This window comes from Streptomyces sp. NPDC031274 (genome assembly GCF_055570235.1).
Genome location: NZ_JBVIHP010000010.1, coordinates 180620 through 195260 on the forward strand (window position 1 = coordinate 180620; position 14641 = coordinate 195260).

14 protein-coding genes are annotated in these 14641 nt (G+C 69.4%); 9 read left to right on the forward strand and 5 right to left on the reverse strand.

Annotated features, from left to right (window positions below):
- The first annotated feature begins 17 nt into the window (after window positions 1-17).
- Window positions 18-641, forward strand: a complete 624-nt coding sequence (locus ACZ5CR_RS18395) for a TOPRIM nucleotidyl transferase/hydrolase domain-containing protein (protein ID WP_468858576.1) — start codon at window positions 18-20, stop codon at window positions 639-641.
- Here the strand turns inward: ACZ5CR_RS18395 and ACZ5CR_RS18400 are convergent.
- Entirely contained in the window at window positions 622-2100 is a 1479-nt protein-coding gene (locus tag ACZ5CR_RS18400) for an FAD-dependent monooxygenase (RefSeq protein WP_468858577.1), read from the reverse strand. The genes ACZ5CR_RS18395 and ACZ5CR_RS18400 overlap by 20 nt on opposite strands.
- Window positions 2101-2158: 58 nt before the next feature.
- Between ACZ5CR_RS18400 and ACZ5CR_RS18405 the strand changes: the two genes are divergently transcribed.
- Window positions 2159-2860 carry a TetR/AcrR family transcriptional regulator gene (locus ACZ5CR_RS18405; protein ID WP_468858579.1) on the forward strand — a complete coding sequence of 234 codons (702 nt, stop codon included), beginning with the start codon at window positions 2159-2161 and terminating at the stop codon, window positions 2858-2860.
- A gap of 29 nt (window positions 2861-2889) precedes the next feature.
- Here the strand turns inward: ACZ5CR_RS18405 and ACZ5CR_RS18410 are convergent, their stop codons facing one another.
- The 3 genes from ACZ5CR_RS18410 to ACZ5CR_RS18420 all read right to left on the reverse strand — a co-directional run bounded on the left by ACZ5CR_RS18410 (window position 2890) and on the right by ACZ5CR_RS18420 (window position 5603).
- Entirely contained in the window at window positions 2890-3132 is a 243-nt protein-coding gene (locus ACZ5CR_RS18410) for a DUF6411 family protein (RefSeq protein ID WP_468858581.1), read from the reverse strand.
- A 93-nt stretch (window positions 3133-3225) separates the two neighbouring features.
- Complete coding sequence (murJ, locus tag ACZ5CR_RS18415) at window positions 3226-4908, reverse strand: murein biosynthesis integral membrane protein MurJ (protein ID WP_468858583.1); 1683 nt, start codon at window positions 4906-4908, stop codon at window positions 3226-3228.
- Between the two features lie 41 nt (window positions 4909-4949).
- A complete protein-coding gene (locus ACZ5CR_RS18420; RefSeq protein WP_468858585.1) occupies window positions 4950-5603 on the reverse strand; it encodes a hypothetical protein in 654 nt (217 codons plus the stop codon).
- Between the two features lie 268 nt (window positions 5604-5871).
- On the opposite strand from ACZ5CR_RS18420, the gene ACZ5CR_RS18425 reads away from it, so the two are divergent.
- From ACZ5CR_RS18425 to ACZ5CR_RS18445, 5 genes are all read left to right on the forward strand, one after another.
- Window positions 5872-6864 carry a GlxA family transcriptional regulator gene (locus ACZ5CR_RS18425; protein WP_468858588.1) on the forward strand — a complete coding sequence of 331 codons (993 nt, stop codon included), beginning with the start codon at window positions 5872-5874 and terminating at the stop codon, window positions 6862-6864.
- 119 nt (window positions 6865-6983) lie between these two features.
- Complete coding sequence (locus ACZ5CR_RS18430; protein WP_468858590.1) at window positions 6984-7613, forward strand: isochorismatase family protein; 630 nt, start codon at window positions 6984-6986, stop codon at window positions 7611-7613.
- Between the two features lie 109 nt (window positions 7614-7722).
- Window positions 7723-7800: a 50S ribosomal protein bL37 gene (locus ACZ5CR_RS18435; RefSeq protein ID WP_370443954.1), complete on the forward strand. Its 78-nt coding sequence runs from the start codon at window positions 7723-7725 to the stop codon at window positions 7798-7800.
- Window positions 7801-7969: 169 nt separating this feature from the next.
- Window positions 7970-8392 carry a VOC family protein gene (locus ACZ5CR_RS18440; protein ID WP_468858592.1) on the forward strand — a complete coding sequence of 141 codons (423 nt, stop codon included), beginning with the start codon at window positions 7970-7972 and terminating at the stop codon, window positions 8390-8392.
- A gap of 197 nt (window positions 8393-8589) precedes the next feature.
- Window positions 8590-10992: an ATP-binding cassette domain-containing protein gene (locus ACZ5CR_RS18445; protein ID WP_468858594.1), complete on the forward strand. Its 2403-nt coding sequence runs from the start codon at window positions 8590-8592 to the stop codon at window positions 10990-10992.
- 508 nt (window positions 10993-11500) lie between these two features.
- Here the strand turns inward: ACZ5CR_RS18445 and ACZ5CR_RS18450 are convergent.
- On the reverse strand, window positions 11501-11791 hold the full coding sequence (locus ACZ5CR_RS18450; protein ID WP_468858596.1) for a hypothetical protein: 291 nt from the start codon (window positions 11789-11791) through the stop codon (window positions 11501-11503).
- A 174-nt stretch (window positions 11792-11965) separates the two neighbouring features.
- Here ACZ5CR_RS18450 and ACZ5CR_RS18455 point away from each other — a divergent pair, with 174 nt between their 5' ends.
- Both ACZ5CR_RS18455 and ACZ5CR_RS18460 read left to right on the forward strand, forming a co-directional pair.
- A complete protein-coding gene (locus tag ACZ5CR_RS18455; protein ID WP_468858598.1) occupies window positions 11966-12757 on the forward strand; it encodes a DUF4232 domain-containing protein in 792 nt (263 codons plus the stop codon).
- A gap of 193 nt (window positions 12758-12950) precedes the next feature.
- A complete protein-coding gene (locus ACZ5CR_RS18460; RefSeq protein ID WP_468858600.1) occupies window positions 12951-14483 on the forward strand; it encodes an alpha/beta hydrolase in 1533 nt (510 codons plus the stop codon).
- Window positions 14484-14641 lie beyond the last annotated feature (158 nt).

Sequence of the window (14641 nt, forward strand, 5' to 3'; positions counted from 1 at the left end):
AGAGGCAGACTCGCCCCATGGCGGACATGCGGGCGTTCCGGGACGCGGTCAGTGACTGGGCGGCCGGTGGCCCCGGCGGACCGGCGAGCGAGCTGGCTGTACGAGTGGGGGTACGGACGGCCGTGCTGCTCGAAGGCCCCAGTGACCTCGCGGCCGTTGAGGCGCTGGCCGCGGCGCGTGGCCGCGACCTGGCCGCCGAGGGGGTGTGCGTCGTGTCGATGGGCGGGGCGATGAGTATCGGCCGCTACGCCGAACTCCTCGGGCCACCCGGCCTCGGGCTGCGCCTGGCAGGACTGTGCGACGAGAACGAACGAGGCTTCTACGACCGCGGCCTGGAGCGGGCAGGAGCACCGCGGCAAGGCTTCTTCGTGTGCGTGTCGGACCTGGAGGACGAGCTCATCCGCGCCCTTGGCGCGGCCAGGGTCGAGGAGGCCGTCCGGGCCGAGGGCGACCTGCGGGCCTGGCAGACCTTCCTGCGCCAGCCCGCGCAGCACGGCAGGCTCCGGCAGCAGCAGTTGCGGCGCTTCCTCGGCACGAAGAAGGGCCGCAAGATCCGCTACGGCCGCCTGCTCGTCGAGGCCCTCGACCCCGAACTGACACCGCCCCCGCTCGACGACCTTCTTACGAGCCTGCGAGCGTGAGCACGGCGTCCGGCACGTCGGATCGCTCCGCCCAGGCGACATGTCCGTCCGGGCGGATCAGTATCGCGGCCACGTCCTTGAGGCCGGGGTGGTCCGGCCAGTCCCGCACCGGGGCCACGCGTACGCGGTCCGCCGGTACGTGGGGGGCCGATGCCACCCCCGAGTCCTCGCGGGTGAGCAGCAGGAAACGGCCGTCCGTCAGCAGTCCGCTGACATGACTCACCGCACCGCCCGTGCGCACCTCGACATCCGGCATCCGGTGGCCCACCAAGGGGTGTTCGTTCTCCGAAGCCGCGTAAGCGGTCGAGAGCGCCGAGACCCGCCCTGCCAGCTTGCGGTTCACCTCGGGAATCTCCAGGAGCTCGTCCAGGAGTGAGCGCAAGGAGCTCGCGGGTCCCGAATAGCCCTCCAGAAGGGGGAGTTCGCCGAGGAGCGCCTGCACCTCGGTGTCCTGCGCAACGGCACGGCCGACCGGCCTGCGCTCGGCGTCATAGGTGTCGAGGAGCTCATCGCCCGCCCACCCCTTCACCGCTCCGGCGAGCTTCCAGCCCAGGTTCATCGCGTCCTGCATTCCGGTGTTGAGACCCTGCCCCGCGGCCGGGAAGTGGATGTGCGCGGCATCGCCGGCCAGGAAGACGCGCCCCGCCCTGTACCGCTCGGCCACGCGGGTCGCGTTCCCGAAGCGGGACATCCACACCGGTTCGTCGATCCCCAGGTCGCTGCCGCACAGTCGTACCAGCGCGCCGCGGAACTCGTCGACGGTCACCGGCTCCCGCGAGGAGACCCTCATCCGCTCGGGGTCGATGTACACCAGACGGGTCACGCCGCCGTCCAGGGGCGCCACCAGGATCCCCTGGGCGCGTGCCGCGACGAGCGCCTCGGTGTCCACCGTCAGGAAATCGCCCAGGACGCCGGTCAGTGACTCCTCGCTGCCCGGAAACGGAATAGCGGCGATCGCACGCACGCGGCTGCGCGCACCGTCGCACCCGACGAGGTAGGCGCAGCGCACGCTTCGCTCGCCCCCTTGCCCGTCGCGAACCCGGACGACGAGGCCGTCGGCCTCTTCTTGCGCGGCGATCAGTTCGCTGCCCCGCTCGACGGTGACCCCCAACTCGAGGGCCCGCTCCTCGAGGAGCGCCTCCGTCTGGGCCTGGGCGAGGAACAACGTGTGCGCCTGACGTGTGTCGAGGCAGGCGAAATCGAGCCGCGTGGCAAGACCCGCGAAGTGCCAGCCCGGCACGGTGCGCCCCGCGGCGAGGAAGCGTGAAGTCAGCCCGCGCAGGTCCAGGAGCTCCAGGCTCCGCGGGTGCAGCGTCAGGGCCCGGGAGTTCGGCTGGCGCTCGAGCCTCGGCTCGACGACGCGCACATTCACGCCTGCCAGGGCGAGTTCGCAGGCGAGCATCAGCCCCGTGGGCCCGGCTCCGGCGACGACTACGTCTGTGTCCGTGACGACGTTCATAACGACCTCCATTTAGTGAACAGTGTTCACGTGAACGATGTTCACTATACTCGGACGCATGATCAAGCAGTCAAGGAATCCACCGGGACCGCCGCGGCGCGGACGCCCCGCACGCCTGGACCGCGCAGCCGTGACCACGGCCGCGCTCGACCTTCTTGACGCCGTGGGAGTGGAAGACCTCACCATGAGGCGCCTGGCGGAACGGGTCGGCGTGCAGGCCGGCGCCCTCTACCGCCACTTCGCCACCAAGCACGACCTGCTCACGGCCATGGCCGAGCGCATGCTCGAGGACATCCGGGCGGCAGGCTCGGCAGACTCGGCAGAGGAACGGGAAACCGTCGACGATCTGGCCCGCGCGCTCCGCCACGCGTTGCTGGCCAGGCGGGACGGGGCACGTGTCTATGCCGGAACACACCCCGTGGGACCCAACACCCTGGCCTACGGCGACCGCCTGGTGGCGGCTCTCATGCGCACCGGCCTCACCGTCGAGGACAGCGGTCGCGCCTTCCTGGCCGTGGTGAACTACACCGTCGGCCACACACTGGAGGAGCAGGCCTCAACGCCCTCGGAGGACGACGGGATCGAGGGCGTGCAAGCGCTGGGCCGTGCCGTTCACGAGGGTGACTACGCGCACCTCGCCCTGGTCCTGCCCGCGCTCACCGACCCGGACTTCGAACAGCACTTCGCTCTGGGGCTCCAACTCCTCATGGACGGCGTACGAGCCCGCGCGGGCGAGGAGAGGCGCGAGGTCGCGCCCTGAGAGAGGGCGTCCTGGGAGCCGATGGGCCGTCAGAACGGCATACGGCCTCGGGTGCGCCGACCGGCTGAGCCGCTGCGGCCCACAGCCTTGGAGCTGCTGCGGAAGGGCTTGCTGAAGATCCGGCCCAGGATGCCGGGGGCCTTGCCGCCGACGCGCGACCCGGCGCCCAGGGTGCGCTGGGTTCCGCGCTCGGGGTGCCGGGAAAGGCGAGGCACGAAGAAGGCGAGGGCGGCCAGGACGAGACAGACAGCGACTATGCCGACAATGATCACGAGGGACTCCCTGTGTCGAGGCGTGTCTGCCGGGTGCCCTGTCGGGCGAGGCCTATGCGCCGGGCCCCTGTCAGTCCCGGGCGCCTCGTCGAACTAGCGCATCCCGGGCAGGCGTCGGAGCTCGCCGACCTTCATCAGCCGCGCGAGGAGGACGTATGCCGACGCAGTCGTGAACACTCCGGCTGCGAGCGCGGCGGCGGTCGGCCACGTTCCGTCTCCCAGCCCGGCGCACGCCTGCGTTGCGGCCCAGCCGAGTCCTGCGGCGGGGCCAGCAGCGCACAGCAGCTTCCTGTACGTGCGGCGCAGGCCGCCGTCGTCGATGCGGTCTCCGAGTTTCCTGCGCAGCAAGGACGCGGTGAGCGCCAGGCCCGCCAGGTAGGACAGGGTGTAGGCCCCCGCCATGCCGACGACCGCCCAGCGGACGGGAAGCAGCAGGTGACAGGCCGTGGCAAGGGCGATGTTCACCCCCGCGATCCAGGCCGCCATGAGGAAGGGAGTACGCGTGTCCTCCAGCGCGTAGAAGCCGCGTAGCAGTAGGTACTGGGCGGAGAACGGGATGAGGCCGAGCCCGAAGGCCTGCAGCATGTACCCCAGCGGGCGGGCCGACGCGGCGTCCGCCGCTCCGTGGGCGAACAGCAGTGATGCGATCTGCGGCCCCTGGGCGAGGAAGAGGAAGGCGGCGGGCACGATGATCACGCCGCTGATCCGCAGCGCCCGGGACAGATCCGCGCGCAGATCCTGGAGACGCCCTTCCGCGACGGCCCGGCTCATGCGCGGCAGCAGCGCCGTCACCAGGGACACGGTCACGATGGACTGCGGAAGCAGCCAGATGGTCTGCGCGTAGGTGTAGGCCGAGTAGCCGGCGCCCGCGTGCGGCAGCTTCTGGTCGGCGGCGTTGGCGTAGTTCGTGACCACTGTCAGGGCGGCCTGGTTGGCCAGGACGAACAACAGCGTCCACTTCGCCGCGTGGGCGCTCTTGCCCAGGCCGGTGCCTCGCCAGTCGAAGCGCGGCCGGAACCGGAAACCCGCTGCCCGCGCGAACGGGATCAGCGCCAGGGCCTGTACGGCGATGCCCGCCGTAGTGCCGAGCCCGAGCAACCGCACCTGGTCGGTGGTGATGTCCTCCACCTGGTCGGGAACCGTCATCAGCGTCAGGTAGGCGGCGAACATGCCGACCAGTACGACGTTGTTCAGTACAGGCGTCCACATCATCGCGCCGAACTTCTCGCGGGCGTTGAGGACTTGTCCGTAGATGCTGAACAGGCCGTAGAAGAAGATCTGCGGAAGCAGGAACCTGGCGAACGTCACCGTCAGCTCGAAGGCCTCGTGACTGTCGGGGGTGTCGCGCATGTACAGGCCCACGATCTGTGGGGCCGCCCATACCGCCAGCGCCGTCCCGACACCGAGGACACACACCACGAGCGTGACCAGACGCTGCTCGTACGCACGCCCGCCGTCGGGCTGCGTCGCCCTGGCGCGCACCAGCTGCGGAACCAGGACGGCGTTGAGCGCACCGCCGATCAACAGGGTGTACAGGCTCGTCGGCACTGTGTTCGCCGTGTTGTACGTACTGGCCAGCAAGCCCGTTCCCAGCGCCGCGGCTTGCAGCACCTGCCGGATCAGCCCCGTGGCCCGCGACACCACCGTGCCGGCAGCCATCAGCAACGACGAACGAGCCAGTCCGCCCCGGTCCTTCTTCGGTCCGGCGGCATGCCGCCCTCCCGTTCGCTGCTCCCGCGGCATCGTCTTCGCCGCAGGGCTCGCCCCCTCCACCATGTGGTCAACTTACGCTGTCGGGGTTCCGCGCCTGCGGCAGGTCATCCGGTGATGGATCCGGTGAACTCCGGGAAGTCCAGGTCGAAGTCGTCGCTGCCGCGCTGGACGGTGACGACGATCTTCTTGCCGTACTTCGTCTCGAGCGCGTTGTCATTGGTCTTCGTCGCGGACACCCCGGGAGCCAGGCGACCCTCGAGCGGCTCGGCGCCGTTCTCGAACGAGGTCGACGCGGCCTCGCCGCCGTTCGTGGCGCCCTCGATGATGAGGGAGAGGTCGTTGAGGGCCACCGCGGACTTGCCGGAGTTCGTGACCTTCAATTTCACGCGGAAGTCGGTGTTGCCGGGCTTGGCGGACTCCAGCAGCTCGGCGTCGTAGTCCTTGAACACCTTCGCCTCGGCGACGGACACCTTCAGACCGTCCGGCCAGGTGTAGGACTCGCCGAACTTCAGGCCCGTCGCCTGCCCCTCGGTTCCCTCGCCGTCGGAACCGGCATCGGCATCGGCACCGGCGCCTTCGTCGGAGCAGTGCTTCATCCAGTCGGCCTGGCTGATGTCCTCGTCCGCGCAGTCGACCTTCTTCGACGCCGAGGCCTTCGAGCCGTCCTGCGACTTCGCATCGGCTCCGTCGCTGCCGTCGTCGCTGTCACTGCCGCCGCACGCGGTCAGAGCGGTCAGAAGTATGGCGGCCGTAGCCACAGCCGTAGCCGTCGTACCAGCGCGAACGCGCATATGTCCCCCCGGAGTTGAGCTAGCCGGAACACGGTATGTCACATGCGGTTGAATCGTGCAGGGTGTGATCAGGTCGTGATGCGTGATGCGTGATGCCCTGGCCGGGTGCCGGGTGCCGGGTGCCGGGTGCCGGGTGCCGAGTGCCGAGTGGCTGGGAGTGCCGGGCCGTAGCGATGTCCGGATGTGACAGGGAATCGTCATTGCGGCCATCGGTGGCGGCGGTGAGGATGGGTTCATGCCCACTTCGCACCGTGTCGTCATCGCGGTCTTCCCCGATGTCGATCTCCTCGACGTCACCGGCCCCGCCGAGGTCTTCGCCCTTGCCAACCGGGAGACCGCGGGCCGCGCCGGCTATCAGGTCCGCCTCGCCGGGCCGGTCGCCGGTGAGGTCCGTACGTCGGCGGGGGTGCGCCTGGTGGCCGACCTGGGTTTCGACGAGGTCGGCGGGCAGGTGGACACCCTGCTCGTGCCCGGCGCGGTCGACATGACCGACGAGGGCCCCGTCGCCCGTATCGACGCGGACGTCGTGGAGTGGGTGAAGGCGACCGCCCCGCGGGCCCGCCGAGTGGCGTCGGTGTGCGTGGGCGCGCACGTACTGGCCGCGGCCGGACTCCTCGACGGGAAGACGGCGACCACCCACTGGTCGACCGCGGCTCAGCTGGCCGCCGAGCACCCGGCCGTCACGGTCGACCCGGACCCCATCTTCGTACGCGCCGAACGAGGCCGGTTGTGGACCGGGGCCGGGATCAGTGCCTGCCTGGATCTCGCCCTGGCGCTCGTGGCCGAGGACCAGGGCGAGGACGTGGCCCTGTCGGTGGCGCGGCAACTGGTGATGTACCTCAAACGCCAAGGCGGGCAGAGCCAGTTCTCCGTGCCGCTCAGCCGCCCGGCCTCCGCCCGTCGTGACATCGACGAGCTGCGGCTGTGGATCGCCGAGCACCTCGACGAGGACCTGTCGGCGGCGGCCCTCGCGGCCCGGATGTGCCTGAGCGAGCGGCACTTCGCCCGGGTGTTCAAACAGGAGACGGGCACCGGCGCGGCCGACTACGTCGAAGCCGCCCGCGTCGAGGTGGCGCGCCGCCTGCTGGAGACCACGGACAGTGCGCTCGAGCAGGTCGCGGCAGCCGCCGGTCTCGGTTCGGTGGAGACGTTGCACCGGGCCTTCAACCGGCAGCTCGCCATCACCCCGGCGGCCTACCGTCGCCGCTTCCGCATCCAGACTCCCTGACCCTCTTTCACCCACCACCCCCCTTGGGCATGCAGGCGAGCCCACGGCTCCGCCGTCATGCCCCGTGCCGCAATCCAGCTCGTACAGAAATACAGAAACTCACCATGAAAGGCGCCCCCATGAGCACGCATACGAATCAGGCCTCCACGACCCTGCGCGACGTGATCGGCCTGGACAGCCAACCGCCCAGGCTGAGCGAATCCGCCCTGATCATGATCGATTTCCAGAACACCTACCGGACCGGCGTCATGGCCCTGGACGGCGCCGAGACGGCCCTCGCGGCGGGCGCCCGGCTCTTGGCGCGCGCCCGTGCGGCGGGCACTCCGGTCGTCCACATCCTCAACGACGGCGGCGAGGGCACCCCCTACGACATCCGCGCGCACATCGGGGCCATCAGCGACGAGGTCGCCCCGGTGGACGGTGAGGCGGTCGTGGTCAAGAACTTCCCCAATTCCTTCCACGCCACCGAACTGGAGACGACGCTGAGCGATCTGGGCTTCGCAGGGGGGAGCGGCAAGGATCTTGTGCTCGCGGGCTTCATGACACACATGTGCGTCAACTACACCGCACAGGGAGCCTTCAACCTCGGCTACCGCCCCACCGCCATCGCCGAAGCCACCGCGACCCGCGCCCTCACCACTCCGGACGGCACCGTCCTGCCCGCCGCCGCGCTCCAGACGGCGGCCCTGACCACCATCACCGACCTGTTCGGCACCGTCGTCCCCACCATCGACGCGATTCCGGCCTGAGCACTGTAGTGACGTAGGCCACGTCATTACCAGGCGTCGATCTGGGTAGGGGGCGCATGATCGCCTGGGCTCGAGCCCGGGAAGCACCACGGGAACCACGGAGGTATCCATGTCCTCGAAGCGACGTCGCAAGAAGAAGGCCCGCCGCAAGAACGGCGCGAACCACGGCAGCCGTCCCCAGTCCTGACGGCGGGCACGGCCACCGGGGGCGGCACCATGTGGTGCCGCCCCCGGTGGCGTTCCCTGGGGCAGGAACGCCACACCGCGGAATTCAGGCGTGCACGGCGCGCCATCCGGACCAGACCGGTCAGGAATCGAGAAGCGCAGGTCCGCGGGCCAGATCTAGCGTGATGCCCATGGACGCCAACGTCACCGTCACCCTTCACGCGAGCTTCCTCCCGCACGACGACCCCGACGCCTCCCTGGCCTTCTACCGCGACACCCTCGGCTTCGAGGTCCGCGACGACGTCGGATACGACGGGATGCGCTGGATCACCGTCGGCCCCGCCGGCCAGCCCGGCGTCTCCATCGTCCTGCGCCCACCGGCCGCCGGTCCCGGCATCACCGACGCCGAGCGCCGCACCATCGCCGAGATGATGGCCAAGGGCACCTACACGGGCATCCTCCTGGCCGCCGCCGATCTCGACGGCGCCTTCGCGCGGCTGCGGGACCGGGGCGCCGAGATCGTCCAGAATCCGACCGAGCAGCCGGACGGCGTCCGCGACTGCGCCGTCCGCGATCCCGCGGGCAACCTGCTCCGCATCCAGGAACTGCGCTGAGTCGACCCGCGGCGAGCACAGCCGGGACCGGACCGGCACCGCTGATGAGCCGATCAGTCGGTCAGACGAACGGCGAACCGTTGCCGCGATCACGCCGAAGAAGTAGAACCTGACGTACTGCTCGACGCTGATCAGATCGAGCCGGGCGACACCGACGGAGACCGCGCAGGCGGCTCCGCCCGACAGATGGAGAGACCATGAGCCCCGCCAAGAGGAAGAACACGCAGTCGCCTGCGCTCCATGCTGCCGACAGCCACGACTTGATCCGCGTGCACGGCGCGCGCGTGAACAATCTCAAGGACGTCAGCATCGAGATCCCCAAGCGTCGCCTGACGGTGTTCACCGGAGTCTCCGGCTCGGGCAAGAGCTCGCTGGTGTTCAGCACGATCGCCGCGGAGTCGCAGCGGATGATCAACGAGACCTACAGCTCCTTCGTGCAGGGCTTCATGCCGACGCTCGCCCGGCCCGAAGTCGACGTACTCGACGGTCTGACGACCGCGATCATCGTCGACCAGCAGCGGATGGGTGCCGACCCCCGCTCCACGGTCGGCACCGCCACCGACGCCAACGCGATGCTCCGCATCCTCTTCAGCAGGCTCGGCAAGCCGCACATCGGCCCGCCGAGCGCGTACTCCTTCAACACCGCGTCGGTCCGGGCGAGCGGCGCGATCACCGTCGAGCGCGGCAACAAGACCAAGGCGCAGAAGGCGACCTTCAACCGCACCGGCGGCATGTGTACGCGCTGCGAAGGCCGGGGCTCGGTCTCCGACATCGATCTCACCCAGCTCTACGACGACTCCAAGTCGCTCGCCGACGGCGCGTTCACCATCCCGGGCTGGAAGTCGGACAGCCAGTGGACCGTGCAGGTCTACGCCCAGTCCGGCTTCGTCGACCCGGACAAGCCGATCCGCGCGTACACGAAGAAGGAACTGCAGGCCTTCCTCTACGGAGAGCCGGTCAAGGTCAAGGTGAACGGCGTCAACCTCACCTACGAGGGGCTGATCCCCAAGATCCAGAAGTCGTTCCTGGCCAAGGACAAGGAAGCGATGCAGCCGCACATCCGGGCGTTCGTGGAGCGTGCGGTCACCTTCACCACCTGTCCCGAGTGCGAAGGCACCCGGCTCAGCGAAGGGGCCCGTACCTCGAAGATCAAGCGGATCAGCATCGCCGACGCCTGCGCCATGGAGATCCGCGACCTGGCCGAGTGGGTCCGCGGACTCAAGGAGCCCTCGGTCGCGCCGCTGCTCACCGCGGTGCAGCAGACCCTCGACTCGTTCGTGGAGATCGGCCTCGGCTACCTCTCGCTCGACCGTCCCGCGGGCACGCTGTCCGGCGGGGAGGCGCAGCGCGTCAAGATGATCCGCCACCTCGGCTCCTCGCTCACCGACGTCACGTACGTCTTCGACGAGCCCACCATCGGTCTGCACCCCCACGACATCGAGCGCATGAACAACCTGCTGCTGCGGCTGCGGGACAAGGGCAACACGGTCCTTGTCGTCGAACACAAGCCCGAGGCCATCGCGATCGCCGACCACGTCGTCGACCTCGGCCCCGGCGCAGGCACGGGGGGCGGCGCCGTCTGCTTCGAGGGCACCGTCGACGAGCTGCGGGCCAGCGACACCGTCACCGGCCGTCACCTCGACGACCGGGCCGCACTCAAGGATCCGGTGCGCGAGCCCACCGGCACGCTGGAGATCCGCGGAGCCACCCGCCACAACCTCCAGGGCGTCGACGTCGACATCCCGCTGGGCGTGCTGTGCGTCGTCACCGGCGTCGCGGGCTCCGGCAAGAGTTCACTGATCCACGGCTCCGTCCCCGCATCCGCCGGGGTGATCTCGGTCGACCAGGCGCCGATCAAGGGTTCGCGGCGCAGCAACCCGGCGACGTACACCGGGCTGCTCGAGCCGATCCGCAAGGCGTTCGCCAAGGCCAACGACGTGAAGCCGGCGCTGTTCAGCGCCAACTCCGAAGGCGCCTGCCCCCATTGCAACGGCGCCGGCGTCATCTACACCGATCTGGCGATGATGGCCGGAGTCGAGACCACCTGTGAGGACTGCGAGGGGAAGCGGTTCCAGCCCTCGGTCCTCGAATACACCTTCGGTGGCCGTGACATCAGCGAAGTGCTCGCGATGTCGGTGACCGAAGCCGAGGAGTTCTTCGGCGCTGGGGACGCGCACACGCCGGCCGCGCACAAGATCCTCGACCGGCTCGCCGACGTCGGGCTCGGCTACATCAGCCTCGGCCAGCCGCTCACCACCCTGTCGGGCGGCGAGCGGCAGCGGCTCAAGCTGGCCACCCACATGGCGCAGAGGAGCGGGGACCAGCCCGTCCTCGTACTCGACGAGCCGACCACCGGCCTGCACCTCGCCGATGTCGAGCAGCTGCTCGGCCTGCTCGACCGGCTCGTGGACTCCGGCAGGTCGGTCATCGTCATCGAGCACCACCAGGCGGTCATGGCACACGCCGACTGGATCATCGACCTCGGCCCCGGCGCCGGTCACGACGGCGGAAAGATCGTCTTCGAGGGCACCCCCGCCGACCTCGTCGCCGACCGCTCCACTCTCACCGGCGCACACCTCTCGGCGTACGTCGGCACCTGAGTGAACCCTCTGCGGGCACCCGTGGTGAACACTCGCCGCTCGATTTCTCTCGTTCGGGTACGAATTCGAAGACTGCACGCAGACGATCCACGAAGTCAGTAACGTGCGATTGATGCTCCATTAAGCCCGTGGCATGCGCATGCCACGGGCTTATCGGCTGAGTAATTCCTGGAGTGGTTCGCGGTGTTGCCGAGATCAGAGAGGATCGTTGTACTGGGCATGAGCGATGCGGGGAATGAGATTCCTTCGCCGCGGCCGCCCCGTGCCGATACAAGGGCCGGCGGCGGGGAAGTTCCTTCGCAATCCCCCATCTACGACGCGCTGGTGCGTGAGTGGCGTGCTGAAGCCCGGGAGGTGCCGCGCGTGCCCGCCCCGCGCTCGCGCTGGGAGCGTGTCGATCCACAGGACCTGTTCCACAGGGGCTGAAGGGATTGAAGGGGCTGACGGGAGTTCGGTGGGATTTCGCGCCGTGCCTTCGCCTTGCCGCGCCATGCCGTGCCTCCCCGTGTCACGTGAGCGGGGTCGCGGGGTGGGCATGGGTGTTGAGCCAGCGGCAGATCGCGAGAGCGACCGTGTCATCGAGCGTGCTCAGCGCGTCGATGGCCTTGGTGTCGTCGGGGTGGGGTGGGATTCCGGCCGTCGTGAGCGTGGCGTGCAGGGTCAGACGGTGCCGATCACGTTCCGTCAGCAGGGTCGGGGCCGCCATGTCCAGACGCTGCGTCGGGTCGGGCGGGGGCAGCAGGAGTTCGGTCTCCGCGTCCCAGCTGACGGTCGGCAGGATGGTGGCAGGTGCAGTCATGGCGGCTTCCTCACGACGGGTGGGCAATGCCTGTGTCGGTCAGGAAGCAGTCCGGCGGCCGTCCGGTTGCACCGGGCCCGCCAAGACACCCGAACGCGGTAATCAGAGCGTCAGCGAGACAGCGGCGAGGCATCAGCGATACGTGAGCGGGGCGCCAGCGCGAGGACCGAAGCTGTGAGCGGACCAGTTGACTGCACACGGCACATCGGCGTCGACGGCAGCGGCGTCGACGACACCTCGGCGTCGACGATCCATCGGCATCGAGCACACCACACGGGGAGCCCCCACATGCGCACCTCCATCCGACGCCCTGCCGCGTTCGCCGCGGCCGCCTGCGCCACCTGCGTCGCGCTGAGCCTGACGCTCACCGCCTGCGGTGGCGGTGAGGGCGTGAAGGACGAGGGAGCCGCTTGGGCCCCGAAGCGGGCCGGAACCGGAGCGGGTGGCGAGTCCAGAGAGATGGGCAAGGCCGCCTCCGGTCCGGAGAACCCCGCCGCGCGGACCGATACCGAGAAGAAGATCGGCACCAACAAGGCCCCGGCTTGTGCCGCCGACGACGTGGAGATCTCTGCGGCCAAGCAGGACGGCGTACCCACCACGCACATCACGCTGACCGCGACGAATGTCTCGGGTCACTCCTGCAGGCTGCTGCGGTACCCGCTCATCGCGTTCGGCGGCATCCGGACCGCCAAGGACGTTCCGGCCGTCGCCAAGAGCAGGCCGGGTGCTCCCGTCGTGCTGAACGCCGGGGCCCCGGCCTACGCGGCCGTGCGAATCAACAAGGGCGGTGTCGACGAGAGGAACCGCGCCGTCACCACCTTCCACGTCAACCTCTTCGCCGCCGACGGGCCCGCCGAGGGCGGCAAGAGCGTCTCTGCGCCCAAGGGCGGCATCGCGGTCCACGACGCCGTCGCGAAGACCGGCTACTGGACGCCCCAACTGCGCGACGGAGCCGACGAGTTCTGAGTCGCCCGTTGATCGTTTCCCCTTGCTCACGGTCAGGGGTCCCACAGGGTGCCGGCTCATACCAGCGGAGTAGACACAACGGCCTTGTGTGGCACGTGAGTCGGAGAAGTTCGGACTTCAGGGATGAGTCGCTCGGGTGTCCGACGGGACAACATCACTCATGTCCCGCATGTCCACCGGAAGGACCATCCGCATGCAAAGAAGACCACTCGTCCCCCTGCTCGCAGTGAGCGTGATGGCGGCACTGGCCCCTGGCCTGGCCGCCACTCCGGCCGCCGCGAGCCCCTCGGCCCGCTCGGCACCCACCTCCACCGCAGCCGACGCCCTGCGCCCCTACACCCAGCAGAAGTTGGCCTGGGAGCGGTGCGGCACCGACACCCCCGCCGCCTTCCAGTGCGCGACCCTGAAGGTTCCGCTGGACTACCGCCACCCCCGCGGCAAGAAGATCGACGTCGCGATATCCCGGCTCAAGACCAGCGCTCCCGGAAAACGCCACGGCGTGCTGCTCTCGAATCCCGGAGGCCCGGGAGGGCCGGGCCTGGAGTTACCCCTCGAGCTGGACAAGCAGCTGCCCAGGGAGGTGAGGGACCGGTACGACCTCATCGGGTTCGACCCGCGCGGAATCGGCCGGAGCACGCCCGTCCAGTGCGGTCTCAGCACCGAGGACAACACGCTGCTGCGTCCGCTACGGACGTTCGAGAAGAACGTCGTCTGGGCCAAGGGCGTGGCCGACAAGTGCCGTACGAAGGCGGGGGACACCCTCGCTCACATCACCACCCGCAACACGGCACGCGACATGGACGTCCTGCGGGCGGCCCTGGGCGAGCGCAAGATCTCGTATTACGGAGTCTCGTACGGCACCGCCCTCGGCGCCGTCTACACGCAGATGTTCCCCAAGCGCGCCGACCGCTTCGTCCTCGACAGCGCCGTCGACCCGAAGCGGGTGTGGCGTGAGATGTTCCGGATCTGGGGCCCGGAAGCCGAGCGTGCGTTCCAGCGCTGGACGAAGTGGACCGCCGCGCACGACGCGACGTACCGACTCGGTGACACACCGGCGGCGGTGAGCAAGAGCTTCTGGGATGTGGTCGCCAGGGCCGACCGCGATCCCGTCGTCGTCGAAGGGGTGCCGCTCGACGGGGCCGGGGTGCGCGACCTGGTACGCCGCGAGTTCTTCACCGTCCGCGACGCGGCCGAGCGGGTGGTGAAGCTGAAGGAGGCCATCGGGGGGAGCGCCAGGGGCCTGGACCTCGCCGAGCCCTCGCCGGAGCCCGACATCTCGGCCACGATCACCGTGGTGTGCGGTGATGCCTCCTTCCCGCGTGACCCCGAGGTCTACCGCAGGGACTCGATCCGCGACGCGGCGAAGTATCCGCTGTACGGGGACTTCGCCGCCGGAATCGTGCCCTGCGCCTTCTGGGACAAGCCTGTTGAGCCCACCACCGAGGTGAACAACAAGGTCCCGACGCTCATCGTGCAGAACGAGTGGGACTCGCAGACCCCGCTGCTCACCGGACAGGCCATGCACCGTCAGTTGAAGGGCTCACGCATGGTGACGGTCGACGAGGGTGAGGGCCACGGCGTCTACGGCACGAACCCCTGCGCGGACTCCGCGGCCAACTCCTACCTGGCCACCGGCAAACTCCCGGCCTCCGACACGACGTGCCGTGCGACCCCTGGCCATCGGCGGGTGGCGTCCACGCTCCCGGCACCGGGACCCCTGAGCTGACCACCGGAACCACGTCCTGACAACTGACAGCTGACGGCTGACCGGAGCGGGGGGGGGGGGGGGGGGAACACCCCCCCCCCCCCCCCCCCCCTCTCCCCCCTTCTCTTCCCTTTTCTTCGTCTGTTTCCACCGGCCCCCTCCTTCTTTTCCTGGCGAAA

Bases quoted from the DNA above. Each gene is read 5' to 3' on its own strand.
- ACZ5CR_RS18400 (WP_468858577.1), bottom strand. From the start codon at position 2,100: ATGAACGTCGTCACGGACACAGACGTAGTCGTCGCCGGAGCCGGGCCC.
- ACZ5CR_RS18435 (WP_370443954.1), top strand. From the start codon at position 7,723: ATGTCCTCGAAGCGACGTCGCAAGAAGAAGGCCCGCCGCAAGAACGGC.
- murJ (WP_468858583.1), bottom strand. From the start codon at position 4,908: ATGGTGGAGGGGGCGAGCCCTGCGGCGAAGACGATGCCGCGGGAGCAG.
- ACZ5CR_RS18440 (WP_468858592.1), top strand. From the start codon at position 7,970: ATGGACGCCAACGTCACCGTCACCCTTCACGCGAGCTTCCTCCCGCAC.
- ACZ5CR_RS18450 (WP_468858596.1), bottom strand. From the start codon at position 11,791: ATGACTGCACCTGCCACCATCCTGCCGACCGTCAGCTGGGACGCGGAG.
- ACZ5CR_RS18430 (WP_468858590.1), top strand. From the start codon at position 6,984: ATGAGCACGCATACGAATCAGGCCTCCACGACCCTGCGCGACGTGATC.
- ACZ5CR_RS18445 (WP_468858594.1), top strand. From the start codon at position 8,590: ATGAGCCCCGCCAAGAGGAAGAACACGCAGTCGCCTGCGCTCCATGCT.
- ACZ5CR_RS18395 (WP_468858576.1), top strand. From the start codon at position 18: ATGGCGGACATGCGGGCGTTCCGGGACGCGGTCAGTGACTGGGCGGCC.
- ACZ5CR_RS18425 (WP_468858588.1), top strand. From the start codon at position 5,872: ATGCCCACTTCGCACCGTGTCGTCATCGCGGTCTTCCCCGATGTCGAT.
- ACZ5CR_RS18405 (WP_468858579.1), top strand. From the start codon at position 2,159: ATGATCAAGCAGTCAAGGAATCCACCGGGACCGCCGCGGCGCGGACGC.
- ACZ5CR_RS18460 (WP_468858600.1), top strand. From the start codon at position 12,951: ATGCAAAGAAGACCACTCGTCCCCCTGCTCGCAGTGAGCGTGATGGCG.